This is a genomic window from Chromobacterium sp. FG89, from assembly GCF_057808735.1.
Map to the genome: position 1 here is coordinate 23,529 of NZ_JBMDIQ010000003.1, position 13,308 is coordinate 36,836.

General features: G+C 64.7%; 12 protein-coding genes. 9 read left to right on the top strand and 3 right to left on the bottom strand.

What is annotated here, in order from left to right:
- Positions 1–25 precede the first annotated feature (25 nt).
- Positions 26–1,627 carry a phytoene desaturase family protein gene (locus ACODRW_RS03610; RefSeq protein WP_488905186.1) on the bottom strand — a complete coding sequence of 534 codons (1,602 nt, stop codon included), beginning with the start codon at positions 1,625–1,627 and terminating at the stop codon, positions 26–28.
- A gap of 149 nt (positions 1,628–1,776) precedes the next feature.
- Here ACODRW_RS03610 and ACODRW_RS03615 point away from each other — a divergent pair, with 149 nt between their 5' ends.
- The 5 genes from ACODRW_RS03615 (at position 1,777) to katG (ending at position 6,795) form a co-directional block, all read left to right on the top strand.
- Positions 1,777–2,202, top strand: coding sequence for an Lrp/AsnC family transcriptional regulator (locus ACODRW_RS03615; RefSeq protein ID WP_048415377.1), 426 nt, complete (start codon positions 1,777–1,779; stop codon positions 2,200–2,202).
- A 610-nt stretch (positions 2,203–2,812) separates the two neighbouring features.
- Positions 2,813–3,373 (top strand): DUF2975 domain-containing protein, encoded by a 561-nt coding sequence (locus ACODRW_RS03620; RefSeq protein ID WP_048415378.1) that lies wholly within the window; start codon positions 2,813–2,815, stop codon positions 3,371–3,373.
- A gap of 9 nt (positions 3,374–3,382) precedes the next feature.
- Complete coding sequence (locus ACODRW_RS03625) at positions 3,383–3,616, top strand: helix-turn-helix domain-containing protein (protein ID WP_107801404.1); 234 nt, start codon at positions 3,383–3,385, stop codon at positions 3,614–3,616.
- Positions 3,617–3,628: 12 nt separating this feature from the next.
- Positions 3,629–4,177 carry a methylated-DNA--[protein]-cysteine S-methyltransferase gene (locus tag ACODRW_RS03630; protein WP_107801403.1) on the top strand — a complete coding sequence of 183 codons (549 nt, stop codon included), beginning with the start codon at positions 3,629–3,631 and terminating at the stop codon, positions 4,175–4,177.
- Positions 4,178–4,584: 407 nt separating this feature from the next.
- Positions 4,585–6,795: a catalase/peroxidase HPI gene (katG, locus tag ACODRW_RS03635; RefSeq protein WP_488905187.1), complete on the top strand. Its 2,211-nt coding sequence runs from the start codon at positions 4,585–4,587 to the stop codon at positions 6,793–6,795.
- Positions 6,796–6,935: 140 nt separating this feature from the next.
- On the opposite strand, the gene ACODRW_RS03640 is transcribed toward katG, so the two are convergent.
- The gene (locus ACODRW_RS03640; protein ID WP_488905188.1) at positions 6,936–7,364 is read right to left on the bottom strand and encodes an outer membrane protein assembly factor BamE; all 429 of its coding nucleotides are present in this window, start codon (positions 7,362–7,364) and stop codon (positions 6,936–6,938) included.
- 43 nt (positions 7,365–7,407) lie between these two features.
- Positions 7,408–9,072, bottom strand: a complete 1,665-nt coding sequence (locus ACODRW_RS03645; RefSeq protein WP_158274397.1) for a YadA family autotransporter adhesin — start codon at positions 9,070–9,072, stop codon at positions 7,408–7,410.
- 568 nt (positions 9,073–9,640) lie between these two features.
- Here ACODRW_RS03645 and ACODRW_RS03650 point away from each other — a divergent pair.
- The 4 genes from ACODRW_RS03650 to ACODRW_RS03665 all read left to right on the top strand — a co-directional run bounded on the left by ACODRW_RS03650 (position 9,641) and on the right by ACODRW_RS03665 (position 13,290).
- Positions 9,641–10,210 (top strand): GNAT family N-acetyltransferase, encoded by a 570-nt coding sequence (locus ACODRW_RS03650; protein WP_488905189.1) that lies wholly within the window; start codon positions 9,641–9,643, stop codon positions 10,208–10,210.
- A gap of 203 nt (positions 10,211–10,413) precedes the next feature.
- Positions 10,414–10,671, top strand: coding sequence for a YjhX family toxin (locus ACODRW_RS03655; RefSeq protein WP_107801397.1), 258 nt, complete (start codon positions 10,414–10,416; stop codon positions 10,669–10,671).
- 59 nt (positions 10,672–10,730) lie between these two features.
- Entirely contained in the window at positions 10,731–11,237 is a 507-nt protein-coding gene (locus ACODRW_RS03660) for a GNAT family N-acetyltransferase (RefSeq protein ID WP_488905190.1), read from the top strand.
- 379 nt (positions 11,238–11,616) lie between these two features.
- Positions 11,617–13,290: a GMC oxidoreductase gene (locus ACODRW_RS03665; protein ID WP_488905191.1), complete on the top strand. Its 1,674-nt coding sequence runs from the start codon at positions 11,617–11,619 to the stop codon at positions 13,288–13,290.
- Positions 13,291–13,308 lie beyond the last annotated feature (18 nt).

Consider the following 13,308-nt stretch of genomic DNA (forward strand, 5'->3'; position numbering starts at 1 on the left):
CCGCGGGCTTTTTTTTGCCTGGCGCTCAGGCCATGCGGCGCCCCAGATCGCGCAGCACCTCGCGCGCCGCGTTGTGGCCGGGCGCGCCGGTGACGCCGCCGCCGGGGTGAGCGCCGGCGCCGCAGGTGTACAGGCCGGGAATGGGGCCACGGTAATCGGCGTGGCCCAGCATGGGCCGCGCCGAGAACAGCTGATCCAGGCCCAGCGCGCCATGGAAAATGTCGCCGCCCACCAGGCCGAAGGTGCGCTCCAGATCCAGCGGGCTCATGATCTGCCGCCCCAGCACCGCGCCCTTGAAATTGGGCGCGTAGCGGGCGACGGTGTCTATCATCAGGTCCGCCACTTCCTCGCGGTGATCGTCCCAGCTGGCGCCGTCCGGCAATTGCGGCGCCACGTGCTGGCAAAACAGGCTGGCCACGTGTTGGCCCGGCGGCGCCAAGGACGGGTCCAGCGTGGACGGGATCAGCACTTCCACGATGGGCCGGCCGGACCAGCCGCGTTCGCGCGCGTCGTGATAAGCGCGCTCCATATAGGCCAGGCTGGGCGCGATGATGATGCCGCTGCCATGGTGCTCCGCCTGCGCCTTGCCCGGCAGACAGCTGAAATCCGGCAGCTCGGATAGGGCCACGTTCATGCGGAAGGTGCCGGAGCCGCAGCGCCAGCTCTGCATCCTACGCAGGAAATCCGCCGGCAACGCCGCCGGGTCCAGCAACTGGGTGTAGAGCAGCCGCGGATTGAGATTGGACACCACCACGCGCGCGTCCAGCCGCTCGCCGCGGTCCGTCACCACGCCCACCGCCCGGCCCTTGTCCAGCAACACTTCGCGCACCGCGCTGTCGGTGCGGATCTCCGCGCCGCGCTCGCGCGCCGAGCGGGCCATGGCCTGGGTGATGGCGCCCATGCCGCCCAACGCGTGGCCCCACGCGCCTTTGCGGCCGTTGACCTCGCCGAACACATGGTGCAGCAGGACATAGGCCGAACCCGGCGCGTACGGGCTGGCGTAGTTGCCCACCACGCTGTCGAAGCCGTAAACCGCCTTGATCGGATCGCTGTCGAACCAGCCGTCCAGATAATCGTCGGCGGACTTGGTGAACAGGTCCAGCAATTCGCGTTGCTGCGCCCGTTCCAGCTTGCCCAGCCGCCGCCCCAGCCGGCCGGCCTTGAGCAGCTCCGGCAAGGCGTTCAGCCAGCCGCCCGCCACCGCATTGGGCGGCGTTTGCAGCACCAGCTCGCGCAGCAGCTCGGCGGCGGCGTCCAGATGCCGCGCGTAATCGTCCAACCGCTCGGCGTCGCGGCGCGAGAAACGCGCCACTTCGGCCGCGGTGCGGCCCGGCCCCACTTTCAGATAGCCCCCGTCGTCCAGCGGCAGGAAGTTGGACAAGGGCCGCTCCACCACCTTCAGGCCGTGACGCGCCAGCTCCATGTCGCGGCTCACCTTGGGATTGAGCAGCGACACCGTGTAGGCGGCCACCGAGTTGCGGAAGCCGGGATGGAATTCCTCGGTCACCGCCGCGCCGCCCACCACGCCGCGCCGTTCCAGCACTGTCACCTTCAGCCCGGCCCGCGCCAGGTAATGGGCGCACACCAGGCCGTTGTGGCCGCCGCCCACAATGATCGCATCCCGCATCGCTTCGCTCCTCGTCTCAGGGGAAGCCTCATTCTCGAATCAAGTTCGGCAAATTGCAGCGCGCATAGCGACGAACTGTCGGATATTATTGATCGGATTGACGAAAAGTCCGGCATAGCGCCAAATCGCCCACCCCGCACGGAGCCGCCATGGACGCCACCGATCAGCAATTGCTCGCGCTGCTGCGCGAAAACGCCCGCGCGCCCACCGCGGAGCTGGCGCGCCGGCTGGGCCTGTCCCGCACCACGGTGCAAAGCCGCATCGAAAGACTGGAGCGCGGCGGCGTGATCCTGGGCTACAGCGTGCGCACCAGCGCCGCTCACGACGCCGCCCAAGTGCGCGCGCTGGTGATGATCGCCGCCGAGCCGCGGCTGAGCCCGTCGATTGAAAGCGCCTTGCGCCGGCTGCCCCAGGTCCGCACCCTGCACTCGGTCAGCGGCGTCCACGACTTCATCGCCGGCGTGGAGGCCGCCGGCGTGGCCGAGCTGGACGGGCTGATCGACCGCATCGGCGCGCTGGACGGCGTGGAGCGCACCAGCACCGCCATCCTGATGACCACGCGGATAGACCGCTGAACCCGCCGGACCGCGCGCCAGCGCGGTCAAGGCCTGAAACGGCCGCGACATCGCCGCTCTCAAGCCGGCGCCCTCTCCTCTGCAGGCCGCCAGCCCCCACACCAGCAAGACGCACAGCAGGCGCGCGCGCCGGCCGCGGCCCAAGGTCTTAAACACGGGCCGGCGCCGGCCATGCGGCCGCCCGCCCAGGCGGGGGCTCCGGCGCGCCGCTCGCTTGATTTGCATCGCTCATCGTCCAGGCTCTTTCTTTGCTCCGGCGCCTAAACACGCTGGGCAGGGTTTGAGACAGCGCGCGAGGGCGGTCCGCCTCCGCGCAAAAGACGATGACTGTATTACATAAACTAATTATTGTTAAACGATAATAATTTGTCGTTCCATATGTATATTCTACGCAACACGCCTCCAAACAATCCAAAAGCCGCGCCCAGCCAGGCTTGAGGGCTCACCGCGCGCCGCACGGCGGCGGGCCCGAGCCGTGTGCTTGCCGCAACAGCATGCAAATCAAACTTGCACAGCAAAAAATGATCGTTTTACAATAAAAAATAATTGTTTTGCGATACTTTAGTAATTCCGGCCTCATTGTCTTTCCAACCCGTCACAAGGAACCCTCATGAACTCCACGCGATTGAGCCGCTATTGCGCCGCCATGGCCTACATCACCGTCTTGGGCATTGGCGCCATGCTGCTGCTGGACATCCTGTTCTGGCTCTTTCCCAAGTCCATCATCGACGCCGGCTTGACCGTCACGGTTGACACCGTCAGAGGGTTTTACGGCTCAAGCGAGTTCGATCTCCCTAGCTTGCCGCTGTGGCAACGCGCCGGCGGCGCGGTCCTGTCTTGCATCCCGCTGCTGATCCTGGCCCAAGGCCTGTATGCCTTGCACCGCTTGTTCAAGCTCTATGCGCGCAGGGAATACTTTACGGAACGCTCCGCGTCCTTATTATCCAAGGTGGGCTCCAGCGTGGCGCTCTGGGTGCTGGCGGACCTCGTCTCCCAACCGATGATCAGCGCCTGGCTGACCATGATGCGGCCGGAGGGACAGCGGCTGATCGCCGTCAGCTTCCACACCGAAAACCTGGAAAGCCTGTTCATTGCCGCCGTGGTCATGATCATTGCGCGCATTCAGCGAGAAGGCATTGCGCTGGCGTGCGAAAATAAGCAATTCATCTGAAAGCGACACATGCCCATCAAAATCCATCTGGACATGCTGCTCGTCCAGCGCAAGGTCAAATCCAAGGACCTGGCCCAGGCCATCGGCATCACCGAGCAAAACCTGTCGCTGCTGAAGCAAGGCAAGGTCAAGGGCTTCCGGCTCTCCACCCTGGAGGCGATCTGTCTGTATCTGGACTGCCAGCCGGGCGACTTGCTGCAGCTGGTGCCGGCCGAGCCGGACGCGGCCGGCAACGGCGAGTAAGCCGGCTTAACCATGCCCCAAGCGATTCACGTCCATGCCGCCCGCCAGGCCGGGCCGCTGCTCTTGCGCCGCTTCGACACCCCGCTCGGCACCATGATCGCCTGCGCCAGCCAGGATGGCCTGTGCCTGCTGGAGTTCACCGACCGGCCCATCGTGGACGCGGAGCTGGCGGCGCTGCGCCGCCTGCTGTCCGCCGAGATCGCCGACGGCGACAGCCCGCTATTGCGCCAGGCCGAACGCGAGATCGGCGAGTACTTCGCCGGCTCGCGCCGCGATTTCGACGTGGCGCTGCACCTGCCCGGCACCGCCTTCCAGCAGGCGGTCTGGCGATTGCTGCTGAGCGTGCCCTACGGCCGCACCCGCAGCTATCAGGAACAGGCCGCAAGGCTGGGCCGCCCGCAATCCGTCCGCGCCGTGGCCGCCGCCAACGGCGCCAACCGCCTCTCCATCATCGTCCCCTGCCACCGCGTGCTGGGCAAAGACGGCGCGCTCACCGGCTACGGCGGGGGGCTGGAGCGCAAGGCCTGGCTCCTGGCGCATGAGCGCGAGCGCGTCCTCTAACCATCCGCCCACGCCTTTCACACCCTTAGAACCTGTTCAAAGTCTGCTGCGCTTCAGCGATTCGACGTTGAAAACACCTTCGAAATGCTCATGTACCACGCGTACATTCCGCTTCCTCAGCTGTTTTCGCCTTGTCTCGCCCTTGCTCGCGAGACTTTGAACAGGCTCGGAGAGCCTGCTCAGGGTCCGCTGTACTTCCGCGGGATTGTAGACAAGGGCGTTGAAGCCGCGTCTTAATTCCCAAGCCCAGGAACTATGCGGCGCGCCCAATGAACTAACTATCGCCAAAGCATGATTGATTGACGGAAGCCATAGAGCTGATTGAAATTGCTCAATGGCTTCCCGCGGCAAGCTTCACTAAGCTGATCCCAGCAAGTCATTGAACACCTTGACCTAAGGAGTCTGTCATGAGCAGCGCGTCCAAGTGCCCGTTCCATCACGCCACCGGCAATCCGGCCGTGGTCAACGCCCAATCCAACCGCGACTGGTGGCCCAACCAGCTCAACCTCAACATCCTGCACCAGCACGCCCCGGCCTCCAATCCGCTGGACCCGGACTTCGACTACCCCGCCGCCTTCCAACAGCTGGACTACCCCACGCTGAAAAACGACCTCAAGGCGCTGATGACCACCTCTCAGGACTGGTGGCCGGCCGACTGGGGCCATTACGGCGGCCTGTTCATCCGCATGGCCTGGCACGACGCCGGCACCTACCGCACCGCCGACGGCCGCGGCGGCGCCGGCACCGGCAATCAGCGCTTCGCTCCGCTCAACAGCTGGCCGGACAACGGCAATCTGGACAAGGCGCGTCGTCTGCTGTGGCCGATCAAGCAAAAATACGGCAAGCAGATTTCCTGGGCCGACCTGATGATCCTGGCCGGCAACGTGGCGCTGGAATCCATGGGCTTCAAAACCTTTGGTTTCGGCGGCGGCCGTCAGGACATCTGGCAGCCGGAGGAAGACGTTTACTGGGGCGCGGAAACCAAATGGCTGGCCACCAGCGCCGAGGCCAACAGCCGCTACTCCGGCGACCGCCAGCTGGACAACCCGCTGGCCGCGGTGCAGATGGGCTTGATCTACGTGAACCCGGAAGGCCCGGACGGCAACCCGGACCCGCTGGCTTCCGGCCGCGACGTGCGCGAAACCTTCGCCCGCATGGCGATGAACGATGAAGAAACCGTGGCCCTGGTGGCCGGCGGCCATACCTTCGGCAAAGCCCACGGCGCCGGCGATCCGGCCTTGGTGGGCCCGGAGCCGGAAGCCGCGCCGCTGGAAGCGCAAGGCCTGGGCTGGATCAACCGCTTGGGCGACGGCAAGGGCGAATACACCACCACCAGCGGCATCGAGGGCGCGTGGAAACCCAATCCGACGCAGTGGGACAACGGCTATTTCGACACCTTGTTCGGCTACGACTGGGAACTGACCAAGAGCCCGGCCGGCGCCCATCAGTGGGTGGCCAAGAACGTCAAACCGGAACACCTGATCCCGGACGCTCACAACCCGGCGAAGAAACACCCGCCGATGATGACCACTGCCGATCTGTCGCTGCGCTTCGACCCGATCTACGAGCCCATCGCCCGCCGCTTCCATCAAAACCCGGCCGCCTTCGCCGACGCCTTCGCCCGCGCCTGGTTCAAGCTGACCCACCGCGATATGGGGCCCAAGGCCCGCTACCTGGGGCCGGAAGTGCCGGCCGAAGATCTGATCTGGCAAGACCCGCTGCCGGCGGCCTGTCAACCGCTGATCAACGACGCGGACATCGCCGCGCTCAAGGCCAAAGTGTTGGCCTCCGGCCTGTCGGTCAGCGAACTGGTGTCCACCGCCTGGGCCTCCGCCTCCAGCTTCCGCGGATCGGACAAGCGCGGCGGCGCCAACGGCGCCCGCATCCGCCTGGCCCCGCAAAAAGACTGGGCGGTGAACCAGCCGGCGCAATTGGCCCGCGTGCTGAAAGCGCTGGAAGCCATCCGCCAGGACTTCAACGCCGCGCAGAGCGGCGGCAAGCAAGTGTCGCTGGCCGACCTGATCGTACTGGCCGGCGGCGCGGCGGTGGAAGCGGCCGCCCAGGCCGGCGGCCACAAGGTCAGCGTGCCGTTTGCGCCGGGCCGGACCGACGCCAGCCAGGAACAGACCGACGTGGAATCCTTCAGCGTGCTGGAGCCGCAGGCGGACGGTTTCCGCAATTATCAGAAACAGGCTTATTCCTTGCCCGCGGAGGCGCTGCTGGTGGACAAAGCCCAGCTGCTGACGCTGAGCGCGCCGGAAATGACCGTGCTGGTGGGCGGCCTGCGCGTGCTGGGTGCCAATGCGGATCAAGCGCCGCACGGCGTGTTCACCGCTCGTCCGGGCGTATTGAGCAACGACTTCTTCGTCAACCTGCTCGATATGAACGTGGCCTGGCAGCCGGCTTCCAGCGCCAATGAGCTGTACGAAGGCCGCGACCGCAAAACCGGCGCGCTCAAGTGGACCGGCAGCCGGGTGGACCTGGTGTTTGGCTCCAACTCGCAGCTGCGGGCGCTGGCCGAGGTCTACGCTCAAAACGATGCGCAGCAGAAGTTTGTCCGCGACTTCGTCGCCGCCTGGAACAAGGTGATGAATCTGGACCGCTTCGATCTGAAATAAGCGCGGTTCATCCCTGCAAGCAACGCGCGGCCTCTGGGCCGCGCGTTTTTTTGCGCCGCGCTCAGCAAGGACTGTGCGCAAAAAAAAACGAAACGCCGGTCAAGGCGCTTCGTTTCGTGGTTCCGGCGTCGGATCAGACTTTAGGATGCGATCTTGGCGCAGGCTTCCTGCCGCCAGATCACCGAAGCCAGCTTCATCCGCTTGTCGAACAGCAGCTTGTACTGACAAGCCCGGGCTGGCCCGCCGTCCCTGGGGCTCAGATTCAGCACATAATCCCACTCCCGCACATCGATCATCCCTTCGGCGAAATGCGGGCGGCCGATCAGGCCGTAAACCTGTTCCTTGCTCAGGCCCGGCTGCACCTTGGCCAGATTGTCCGGATTGGGCACGCTGCCTTCCGGCTGCCAGCTGTTGTCTTCAATGCCGGGCCAGACCGGACTGGCCTGTTCGGCCAGACGGCCGTCGTCGGTGATCTTGCTCAGGCGGCTGCTGCCGCAACCCATCAAGGCCGCGCCGGCGGCCGCCAGCAGCAGGCAGCGGAAAGCGCCGCCGAATATAACTTGTTTCATCATCTCTCTCATTCACTATCAGCTGATTGATCTTGCCTGCCGCTTACCACTGAAAGCCCGCGCCCAGGCTGGCGCCGCCCTGACCGCGGGTATTGGTGGAGCCGGAGAACTTCACCACCCAGCGGCCATTGTCGGACAGCGAAGACAAGCCCACCGCGATGGCGGACTCGCCGCCGGTGGTGGCCGTGGCCACGGCCAACATGCTCTTGCCGGGCAGGAATGCCTGCGGCAGGCCGGCCATCGCCATCGCGCCGGCCGCCGCGCCCAGCGCGTCGCGGCGCGTATCGGACAGATCGGACCTGAGCTGCTTGAATTGCTGCTGATTGTTGAAGTTGGCCGCATTCAGCTGGTCCACGTTCACCGCGTCCGTGCCCTGCGCGCCCGCCGCCACATTGTGGATGGTCACCGGCCTGCCGCCGTCCCCGCCCACCAGGGTGACGTCGTTGCCGGCGCTTGTCGTCGTCGTCCGGCCGCTGGGATCGGAATACTGCACCGGCCCGCTTTTCTGCAGCCGGTCGATCGCATCGCCGACATTGTTCACGGTATTGCCGTAAACGGTGTAGTTCGGACCGTTCACCGCGCCGGTCTGAGCATTGTAGGACGCGCCGCCGCCCAAGGCCGCCGCGGTTCCGGCGCCGGCGTTGTCCACCTTGGCGCTCACCCGCTGCACCGCCTGGTTGGTCGCGTTCAGCTGGCTGCCGTTCACTGCGTCGGTGCTGGTCCCGCTCACCCGGCCGGCGGCGACATTGCTGATTTGACGCTCATTGCCCGCGCTGCCCACGCTCACCACGCTGGAAGGGGCCGCGCCGGCGTAGCTGTAGGTTACGCCGTCCACCACGCCGCTGGCGGTGGGATTGGCCGCCGCGGTCCGGCTGTTGGCGCCCAAGGCGACGTCGTTGACGTTGCTGGCCTGGGCGTTGCTGCCCAGCGCCAGCGCATTGTTGGCGTTGGCGGCGGCATTGTCGCCCACCGCCACCGCATTGCTGGCATTGGTGTTGGAACCGGCATGATTGCCGATGGCCACATTATTGCTGCCGGACACATTCTGGCCGGCCTGGTTGCCGGCGGCGAAATTGCCGCTGCCGGTCACGCCGCGCCCGGCATAGCTGCCCACCGCGGTATTGTTGTCCCCCGTGACATTGCTGCCGGCATTCGCGCCGTTGGCGGTATTGTTGCTGCCCTTGATGTTCCAGCCGGAGAAGGTGCCGCTGCTGGTGTTGTAGCTGCCGGTGACGTTGCGGTTGGAGTTGTTGCCCAGGCCGGCGTTGAAATCGCCCTGGATGTCTTGGGCCGCATTGGCCCCGCTGCCGGTGTTGCCGGTGCCGGTGACGTTGCGGATGGTGTTGATGCCGGTGCCCACGTTGGCGTCGCCGGTCACGTTGTAGCCGGAGTCGTTGCCCATGAAAGCGTTATTGTTGCCCTGCACATTGGTGCCCGCGTTCTGACCGATCGAGGTGTTGTAACTCCCCGTCACATTCACGCCGGCGGCGGCGCCAAAGGCCGAGTTGTTGGTGCCGTTCATATTGCTGCCGGCGCCCACGCCATAGATGGAGTTATTGCTGTTGCTCGCCACCGCCGGGTCCACCGAACCCGCGCCGTAGACATTATTGCTGCCGACGCTGGAGATCGTGTCGGCGCTCGCCAAGGCGGACCAGGAACAGGCCACGGCCAGGCTCAATGCGCTCAAGGCCAGAGAGGGTGAGGACAAACGCTTTGCTTCAGATGCTTTATTACTCATTTCACAGACCACATTCTTCAGATTGATGGAATTCACGTAAGGCAAGTCTTTGCAGGCAAGCCCGCCGCCGGCTCCAGGCTTAGGGCGGGATAAACGCGAAGACGCGCATTCCCGCCGAAAACCCATGGCCGGCCGCGGTTCGGTCCAGGGGCGCGACGCGGCTCCGCCGGCGGCGCTGGCTTGTCACTGCATTCAGGCACTCCGCTCGCGACACGCCGCGCTCGAACAGGGCAAGCTCTTGCAAACCCTTATTCGGCGCGGCGGGGCTACGCTATGCCTTTGATTTTTATGAATCCTAACATTCTGTTAATATCTGTGAAAATTGAAATAATTGAATCGATTAATTCGTTTTATCTATCAATATGCATGATTGATAGATAAAATTCAAATAGGATATCAACGGCTTACACGCCGCGTTTCCGGAGCCGGCGCCAAAACCATCCGGCCCCAGCGCGCTCGCCGCGCCGCGTCTCACAAAGCGCAGCGGACTTTGAACAGCTTCTGAGATAATTCCGTTCTTGCCATCCTCATCCGCGCCATGTCCATCCGCCCGTCTGCACCGCCCATCCGCCGGCTGAGCCCGCGCGACATCCCCGCCAACTGGCTGGACGCCTTCCAGCGCCGTCAGGATGTTGATCTGGTCTATCGCGCCGGAACCGATGGCCGGCAATGCGTGGCCGAGCCCTTCATCGACGACTGGTCCCCAGCGGAACGACGCGAGCTGACGCGGGAACTGGCGCGCATCGCCGCCGACGGCGCGGTGTTGGCGCTGGACATGGACGGCGGCCTGGCCGGCTTCGCCGCCATCGACCCGCAAGCGCTGGGCCCGGACGGCGGCTACCGGCAACTGAAAGAACTGCAAGTGGACCGCCGCTGGCGCGGCCGAGGGCTGGGGCGGGCGTTGCTGGCGGCGGCGGCCGCCGCCGGCCGGGCGCTGGGCGCGGACGCGCTCTACATCTCCTCGCATTCCGCCGTTGAAACCGTAGACTTCTACGAAGCCTGCGGCTGCGCGCCCGCTCGCTGGCTGTACGCGCCGCAACTGGCGCTGGAGCCTTTCGATTGTCAGCTGGAATTGGCGCTGAGCGCGCAGACTGTTGATTTTACTTAGCTATCCGCTTAGAATTTTGACCTGCTCATCTTGATGAGCGCCCTTCTTTATCCTCGCAAAGGCTTTGCATGTTGGAGATTGCAGCAATCCGATAACGCCGCCCGGTTTCCCGGCTGGCCGTTATCAAAATGCCCCTGAGCTGGTAGCGCCCGCATCGCGGCGGCTGCCCGTTTTCGCATTTGATTGCCGAATGATCATCCAATATGAATATCTCCAAGCCGGAGCAAAGGACGTTGCACGTCCTGGCCAAAGGCGGCCGCATCGCGCACCTGCGCGACGACGCGGGCCGTATCTTCACCGTGGAATGCTATACCCGTGAAGGGTATCTGCTGTCCGACTGCACCCTGCTCGTGTTCCAGAAGCTCAGGACCAAACGCCTGATCAGCTCCAAGAACGGCCAGCCTTACCAAATCAATAAGGCCGGCCTGCGCGCCGTGCGCGGCCAACTCGACAACCAATGACACCGCCGCCGCGCAGCCGCGCAAAAGCGGCGGCCGCGCTGGCGCGCCAGGAGAACGCTATGACTCTCATGCTGAGAAACGAACAAGACCGCGACATCGACGCCATTTTCGAACTGACCCGGGCCGCCTTCCTCGCCGAAGAACACTCCAGCCACACCGAGCACTTCATCGTCAACGCGCTGCGCCGCAGCGGCCAGCTCACGCTTTCCATCGTGGCGCTGGACGGCGAACGTCTGCTGGGCCACATCGCCGCCTCGCCGGTGCTCGTCTCCTCCGGCGCCGCCGGCTGGCACGGCATCGGCCCGCTGTCCGTGCATCCGGAACGACAGGGCCAGGGCATAGGCAGCCTGCTGATGAAACAGGCGCTGGCCGCGCTGCGCGAGCTGGGCACGTCGGGCTGCGTGGTGTTGGGCGATCCCGGCTACTACGCGCGCTTCGGCTTCCAAGCGCGGCCAGGCCTGATTTTGCCGGGCGTGCCGGCCGAATACTTCATGGCGCAAAGCTTGGGCGCGCCGCTGCCTTCCGGCAGCGTCAGCTACCCTCCGGCGTTTGAAGCCACGGCCTAAACGGTTTGGCGAGCCGGTCCGCGCCGCTGCGGCGGCCGGGCTGGCTGGGACCGCGCCCGCCGCAGGGTTCTGAAACCAAGCCCGACACTGCGGCTTGATGGCTTATTATCAACTTAATTGTTTCAAAAATGATTTAATGTCAATTAAATAATTGTCATAAATGACAGTATCGCCCACTCTCATGGCTAGACAAGAATCTACCCGCTTACTTAATAAGCAAATTGTTTAGCCGAAATGGCTGCTTAGAGCCCGGTCAAAACCTAGCGAGCAAGGGCGAGACAAGATGAAAACGGCGGAGCGAGAAGCGCGACTCGCCGTGCAACGCCTCACGACGCACAGCGGGCTTTGAATAGGCTCTTCCACAAGAAAGGGCGATTCCATGGCTTACCTCCCGGACAATGAACACTCCTCCCCGCTCGCCGCGCAGCTGAACCGACGCCAGCTCTTGCTGGGCGCGAGCGCGGGCGCCGCAGGCCTGATCCTGCCGGCGCCCGCCTCCGCCTTCCTCGGCTCAAGCGCTTTCCAGCTGGCCAAATACCAGCGGCTGATTCCCGAACTGTTCCAGCCCGTGCCGCGTCCGCCCGCCTACACCCCCAATCTGGTGATAGGCTCCGGCTTTGGCGGTGCCATCTCAGCGCTGCGTCTGGCCCTGGCCGGCCAGCAAGTCACGGTGCTGGAACGCGGTCACCGCTGGCCCAAGGGCCCGAAACGCGACATCTTCTCCAACGACACCTTCCCGGACGGGCGCGCGTTCTGGCATCGCCGCCAGGCCAAGATGCTGATAGGCGTGAACAAGTATTTCGACTCCTTCGGCGGAGTGCTGGATTCAACCGATTACCCGAATATGAACGTCTGGCGCGGCGCCTGCGTCGGCGGCGGATCGGTGGTGTTCACCGGAGTGATGATTCAGCCGGAACAGCGTTATTTCGAAGCCCTGTTCGGCCATTGGGTCAGCTATGCGGAAATGAACCAGACCTACTACCCCAGGGTCCGGCAAATGCTGCGCTTGGACGCCATGCCGACGGACATCTACAACAGCATTCCCTTCCACCATTCCCGCGTCTGGGACGCCCAGGTACGCAAGGCCGGCTACACCACCACGGCCAACGACTCCATCTTCAACTGGGACGTGATCCGCCAAGAACTGCGCACGCAATCCTGGCCCTCCGCCACCATGGGCTTGTCCAACCACGGCAACTCCAACGGCGCCAAATTCGACCTCAACCAGAACTACCTGGCCCAGGCGCAGGCCACCGGCCGCGCCGCGATCTATCCCGGCCACGAGGTGCTCAGCATCGCCTGGGACGGCAGCCGCTACGAGGTCGACGTGGTCAAACGCGCGCCCGACGGCCGGCAACTGGACCGCTACCGGCTCAACTGCGACCGGCTCTTTCTCGCCGCCGGCTCCATCGGCAGCTCGGAACTGCTGGTCAAGGCGCGGGCGCAGGGCACTTTGCGCAATCTCAACGAACACATAGGCCAAGGCTGGGGCAGCAACGGCGACACCATCGTCACGCGCAGCTTCAGCACGATATCGCTGGCCACCCAAGGCACGCCCAGCGCCTCCCGCATCCACGACTCGAACAGCGGGCTGCCGCTCACCCTGGAAAACTGGTACGTGCCGGGCTTGCCGCTGGACCTGACCACGGTGATCGGTTCGCTGGGCATGGCCTTCGATCAAAGCAATCGCGGGCATTTCAGCTATAACCCGACCACCGACCGCGTGGAGCTGAACTGGCCGAAGAACGGCAACCGCGACAGCGTGGCCGCGGCCAAGACGGTGAACGATAAAATCGCCGCGGCCACCCGCACCGTCCCGGGCTTTCCAGGAATCATAGCCGGCGTCACCGGCATGAACTGGACCGCGCATCCGCTGGGCGGCGCGGTGATAGGCAAGGCCACCGACGCCTGGGGCCGCGTCATCGGCCATCCCGGCCTGTACGTGATGGACGGCGCGCTGCTGCCCGGCAGCGCCGGCGCGGTCAATCCCTCCTTGACCATCTCAGCGTTGGCCGAGCGCAATATCGAGCACATCATCAAAAACGGCAAGTAAGGCCCGCCGCCGCCAAGC

Coding starts and splice junctions, on each gene's coding strand:
- ACODRW_RS03610 (WP_488905186.1), bottom strand. CDS start 1,627: ATGCGGGATGCGATCATTGTGGGCGGCGGCCACAACGGCCTGGTGTGC.
- ACODRW_RS03615 (WP_048415377.1), top strand. CDS start 1,777: ATGGACGCCACCGATCAGCAATTGCTCGCGCTGCTGCGCGAAAACGCC.
- ACODRW_RS03620 (WP_048415378.1), top strand. CDS start 2,813: ATGAACTCCACGCGATTGAGCCGCTATTGCGCCGCCATGGCCTACATC.
- ACODRW_RS03625 (WP_107801404.1), top strand. CDS start 3,383: ATGCCCATCAAAATCCATCTGGACATGCTGCTCGTCCAGCGCAAGGTC.
- ACODRW_RS03630 (WP_107801403.1), top strand. CDS start 3,629: ATGCCCCAAGCGATTCACGTCCATGCCGCCCGCCAGGCCGGGCCGCTG.
- katG (WP_488905187.1), top strand. CDS start 4,585: ATGAGCAGCGCGTCCAAGTGCCCGTTCCATCACGCCACCGGCAATCCG.
- ACODRW_RS03640 (WP_488905188.1), bottom strand. CDS start 7,364: ATGAAACAAGTTATATTCGGCGGCGCTTTCCGCTGCCTGCTGCTGGCG.
- ACODRW_RS03650 (WP_488905189.1), top strand. CDS start 9,641: ATGTCCATCCGCCCGTCTGCACCGCCCATCCGCCGGCTGAGCCCGCGC.
- ACODRW_RS03655 (WP_107801397.1), top strand. CDS start 10,414: ATGAATATCTCCAAGCCGGAGCAAAGGACGTTGCACGTCCTGGCCAAA.
- ACODRW_RS03660 (WP_488905190.1), top strand. CDS start 10,731: ATGACTCTCATGCTGAGAAACGAACAAGACCGCGACATCGACGCCATT.
- ACODRW_RS03665 (WP_488905191.1), top strand. CDS start 11,617: ATGGCTTACCTCCCGGACAATGAACACTCCTCCCCGCTCGCCGCGCAG.